Below are 5233 nucleotides of genomic sequence, written 5' to 3'. Positions count from 1 at the left end.
GGTCCAGCGTGTGCCGTCCCCCTGCTGCTCGCGCCAGCGGGCGTCCGGCTCCAGCCGGTCCCGGACGCGCGCAAGGCCAACCTGGCCGGCGAGTACTCGGTGTACGGCATGGCCGAGGTGGCACTGGCCGCCATCGATCTGGTCACGCTCAACATGGACTTCGACACCGGCGCCGACCACGAGCAGATCGTCGCCCGGCTGATCCCGCGCATCGCCGCCCAGGCCCCGCACCGTCCCACCGCCGAGCACGAGCGCGTGGCCCGCTGGGTCCTGGAGAACCTGATCAACGTCGGCAGCGTGGACCGCGGATTCCGCGCGGTCTACGGCACCTTCGCGCCGGACGGCACCTATGTCCGCCGTGACTACGACTTCAAGCTGATCGAGGAGGTCCCCGGCCCCGGCGGCACGGTGTACCTGCGCACGACGGACGAGGCGGTCAACGTCCTCGTCGGCGCCCTCGACACCGATGTCACCAGCGCCCAGATCGCCGCCGAGGTGAAGCTCGAGGTGCTGATCAACCGCGGCCGGCTCGCCGACGCCCAGCTCGCCGCCGAGCAGGCCCGGTACCGCACGGTGCAGTACTCCGAGACGCTGCGCCGCGCCCTGGACGCCACCCGCCGCAACGTCCGCGCGGTCGACTGGCTCAACGCCGTGCCCGACATGATCGCCGAGGCCCTGGACCACGTGGCCGACCGCTACCGCCACGAGAACGCCATCCTCACCAACATCCGCAAGGCCCGCGACGAGACCGAGGAGCCCGAGCACAAGCGCCGCGCCGCCGAACTGGTCGACATCGTCAAGGACTGCATCCGGCGGCACACCCAGCTCCAGTCGCGCCTGCTGGAGGCCGGCCCGCTGTTCCGCGCCGAACAGGACCGGCAGGCCTTCGCCACCCACGCGACGACCTCCGGGACGGACCTCTACGGCCACCTGGTCGCACCGGTGCTGACCCTGCCCATGGAGCGGGCCACCCGGGTCACGGACGCGTTCTTCGCCCACGGCACGGGCCTGCGGACACCGGTGTCCGTGCGGGTGGCGGACCTCGTCGACATTCTGCTGACGCCTCCGGTGGAGCGCGAGCACCTGGGCGCGGAGATGCCCGAACCCGACCTGATCGCGACCCCGGACGACAGCCGGTTCAGCGAGGAGCAGCTGGCCACCGCCACGGAGCTGCTCGACCTGCCGGCCGACGCCCCGCGCAGGCTGTCGGGCCTGCTCGCCGAGGCCCGCCGCACCGGCGACCCCGACCTGGCCTATCTGGTCGCCCTGCTGGCGGTCCACGCGGCCAGCCCCGCCGTCGGCACCGCCTACCGGCAGGGCGAGGAGAAACTGCTGTTCGCCGTGGACGACGGCACCGAGCTGGACGATCCCGAGTTCGGCGGTGCGGACCTGATCGTGGGCACCGCCCTGCTGGACGCGGCGGGCATGGCCGCGGACCGCACGGAAGCAGCATGAGTCAACAACAGCGCGACAAGGAGCCCCGACCGTGAGCGAGCACGTCGAGTGGAGTGACACGGAGGCCCCGGCCCCGTCGGCATCCGCCGCCGTCACCCCAGCCGACGCCGCCGACGCGGCGCGGCTCGTCGCCTTCGGGCTGCAGCCCAAACTGCAGCCCGCGCGCGACCAGGAGTACACCGAGCTGCTGCGCCGCTACCGCGACGACCCGCCGTTCGCGCGGCTCGCCGACGCCGTCGCCGCCGGTCTGGGACTCGTCGTGCTGGAGGTCTCCACGCGCGCGGGGATGGCCGTCACCGCCGCCGAGGACTCGGTGTTCGCCGTCCGCATGGGCGACTACGCGCGTCGCACCACCGCCGACTCCGGCGACCGCTTCCTGCACGGGCTCGCCCATCTCGCCGTCGCCGCGCTGGCGTTCCCTCGCCCCGAGGACCTGGCCGACGACGCCTACATCGGCCGCGTCACGGTCAACGGCGTCGACGCCTTCGTACGGCAGGCCTGCCGCCGCCTGGAGGAGAGCGCCGAGGAGCACGGCGAGAACACCGACCCGGCGACCGACGCACCCGGCCTCGAGGCGGCCTGGCGGATCTGGGCCAGACGCAGCGCCACCGGCGCCACCAAGGACGCCCGCCGGCCTGCCTCCTCCACCACCGGCATCGTCGCGAAGGCCCTGGCCTTCCTCACCGACTCCGGCTTCCTGCAGCGCACCGGCGACGACAGCGGCGGCACCTACCGCACCACGGCCCGCTACCAGCTCCAGGTCCGGGACATGGCCGGCAGTGCCGCCATGGCCGAACTGCTGGAACTGGGCATCGTCCCGGTGACCGACGGCACGGCCAGCCTGATGCCCGCCGACGACACCGACGACCTGGAGCTGGTGGCCGACGCGGGCCTGCCGTTCCACTCCTGAAGCGTCCGCACCCCCTGACGCGCCCGAACCACCGCACCTTTCACCAGACTTACGAGAGTCCGCCATGTACGAGCTGTCCCGGGTCCGCCTCTACTCCATCGGTCCCGCCGGTGCGCGCTACGCCGACACCGTGCTTGACCTGCGGGGCGTGGGCGAGCCCGTGCCCGACCCGGCGCCCACGCAGGCGGAGTTCTTCGCGGAGGAGCCGTCCGGCCCGCCGCACCGGCCCGCGCCCGCCGGCGTGCTGTTCCTGGAGAACGGCGGCGGCAAGTCCGTCCTGCTCAAGCTGATCTTCTCGGTGATGCTGCCGGGCCACCGCAACACCCTCGGTGGTGCCAGCTCCGGCGTGCTGCGCAAATTCCTGCTCGCCGACGACTGCGGACACGTGGCCCTGGAGTGGCAGCACGTGCAGACCGGCGAGTGCGTCGTGGTCGGTAAGGTCAGCGAGTGGCGCGGGCGGCAGGTGTCCAACGACCCGCGCAAGTTCGCCGAGGCCTGGTACTCCTTCCGGCCCGGCCCCGGCCTCAGCCTGGACAACCTGCCGGTGGCCGAGTCCACCGCCGTACGGCCGCCGGTCGAGGGCACCTCCGGCGCCCAGGGCCGCCGCCGCACCATGAAGGGCTTCCGCGACGCCCTCATGGAGGCCGGCAAGGCCTACCCGCACCTGGAGGTGCACTGGGAGGAGATCCACGACCGCTGGATCGAGCACCTCGGCGACCTCGGCCTCGACCCCGAACTCTTCCGCTACCAGCGGGAGATGAACGCCGACGAGGGTGAGGCCGCCGGCCTCTTCGCGGTCAAGAAGGACTCCGACTTCACCGACCTGCTGCTGCGCGCGGTCACCGACACCCGGGACACCGACGGCCTCGCCGACCTCGTCAGCGGCTTCGGCAACAAGCTCGGCCGCCGCGCCGAACTGATCGCCGAACGCGACTTCACCGCCGGCTCGGCCGACCTGCTCGGACGGATCGTCGACGCCGCCGACGCCCGCTCACGTGCGCGTGACATCCACGCGGGCGCCGAGCGCCGTACTCGCACGCTGGCCCGGCGGCTGTCCGCCCGAGCCGTCCAGGAACGGGTCCGGGCCGGCGACCTCGCCCAGCGGGTCACCGCCGCCGCGTACGCCGTCACGCACTCCGAGGGCGCACGGGAGCGCAGCGCCCTGGCCGCCGCCGAACTCGCCTACCGGCACGCCTCCCTGGCCCTCGCCGCCGCCGAGAAGGCCGCCGCCGCCCAGAAGCGCGAGCTGGCCGACGCCCGCACCCTGCACTCCGCCTGGCAGGCCGCCGAGGCCGTGCTGCGCCACCGCGCCGCCGCCGATCGCGTCGCCCGCGTGTCGGCCGCCATCCAGGAGGCCGAACGCGACGCCGCCCCCGCGCTCGCCGCCCGCGCCAAGGCCGCCGTGGACCTCGTACGGGCCCTGCACACGGCCGTCGGGAACGCGGAGAGCCTCGCCAACGAGGAGGAGGAGCGCTCCGCCGCCCTCCAGGAGGTCGGCGACGCCGCCCACCGCGACTCCACCGGCGCCGCCACCGAGGCCCAGCGGGCCCGCAGCGAGGCCGGACACCTGCGCCAGCGGCTCACCGAGGTCGAACAGGAGACCGCCGAGGCGGTCCGCGCGGGCTGGCTCGACGACAGTGCCCCGGACGCCGACCCGGCCCGGGCCGCGCTCGCCGCCAGCGACGCCGAGAAGACCGCCGTCGCCGCCTGGGACACGGCCCGCGAGGCCGCCCGCAAGGCGACCGAGCACGCCCGCGAGGCGGCCTCCGCCGAGTCCCGCGCCGAGTTGACCGCGGCCCGCGCGGCGGACGCGGCGAGCGCGGCCGACCGGGCGTACGACGCCGAGCGGCGCCTCGCGGAGTCGCTGGCCGCCGAGGAGCGCCTCGCGGAGCTGCTGAGCCTGCCGGGCGCATCGTCCGGGCCGGCGCGCGCGGGCGTGCCCGCACCCAGGACGGAAGGAGCCGACGGCACGCGCCCCGGCCCGGGCGCGGACGCGGGCGACCCGGCCGGCGCCCCCCTCGCCGCCGAGGAACTCGACCGCTACGCGGACGAGTTGCGCGAGCTCCTGGACGACTCCGTGTCCAGCGCCGAACGGCACCTCTTCGACCTGCGCACGGCCGCCGCCGACGACGCCCGGATCCTCGGCGCCCTCGGTGACGGCGGACTGCTGCCGCCCGGACCCGACGTGCTCGCCACCGTCGAGTTCCTCGGCGAGCGCGGCATCCCCGCCCTCCCCGGCTGGCGCTACCTCGCGCAGGCCGTCGACCCCGCCGACCACGCGCGCGTGCTCGCCGCCCGCCCCGAGCTGGTCGACGGCGTGATCATCACCGACCCCGACACGCACGCGCGGGCCCGTGCGGCCCTCGGCGACGCCGCCCTGCTGCCCCGCTCCGCCGTGGCCGTCGGCACGGCCGCCGCCCTGCTCGCCCCGACCCCGGCCGACGGCACCGCTCCCGCCGACGTCTTCCTGGTGCCGCCGAACCCGGCCATGCACGACGAGCACGCCGCCGACGAGGAACGGCAGGCACTGCGCGCCCGGGCCACCGAGCGCGACGAGGAGATCCGCACGCTCGCCGCCCGGCTCGGCAAGGACCGCGAACTGGCCGCCCGGCTCGCCTCCTGGCGCACCGGCTGCCCCGCCGGACGCCTCGCCGAACTGGCCCGGGCCGCCGAGGAGGCCCGCGCCTTCACCGAGGAGAGCGAGGCCGAACTCGCCGAGGCGCGCACCGTCCGCGCGGAGGCCGAGGAAGGCGCCGCCGAGGCCACACAGGTCCGCGACGAACGGCAGGAGGCAGCGCAGAAGGCCCTGGCGCCACCGGACGCTCCTTCTCCCACTTCCCGACGATCATCGACTCCATCCGCGACCGG

2 protein-coding genes and 1 pseudogene are annotated in these 5233 nt (G+C 75.1%); all 3 read left to right on the top strand.

Annotated elements, in window-relative coordinates:
• Positions 1-108: 108 nt before the first annotated feature.
• The gene (locus tag ACWEN3_RS40810) at positions 109-1455 is read left to right on the top strand and encodes a hypothetical protein (RefSeq protein ID WP_452982082.1); all 1347 of its coding nucleotides are present in this window, start codon (positions 109-111) and stop codon (positions 1453-1455) included.
• Positions 1456-1486: 31 nt separating this feature from the next.
• Entirely contained in the window at positions 1487-2365 is an 879-nt protein-coding gene (locus ACWEN3_RS40805) for a hypothetical protein (protein WP_452982079.1), read from the top strand.
• A gap of 64 nt (positions 2366-2429) precedes the next feature.
• Positions 2430-5233 (top strand): annotated as a pseudogene (locus ACWEN3_RS40800) (hypothetical protein); the annotation flags it as partial.

The sequence above is a fragment of the Streptomyces sp. NPDC004561 genome (genome assembly GCF_053602155.1).
The sequence above is the reverse complement of the archived record's forward strand: the minus strand, read 5'-3'. Positions and strand labels throughout refer to the sequence as shown.

Coding starts and splice junctions, on each gene's coding strand:
- ACWEN3_RS40810 (WP_452982082.1), top strand. CDS start 109: ATGGCCGAGGTGGCACTGGCCGCCATCGATCTGGTCACGCTCAACATG.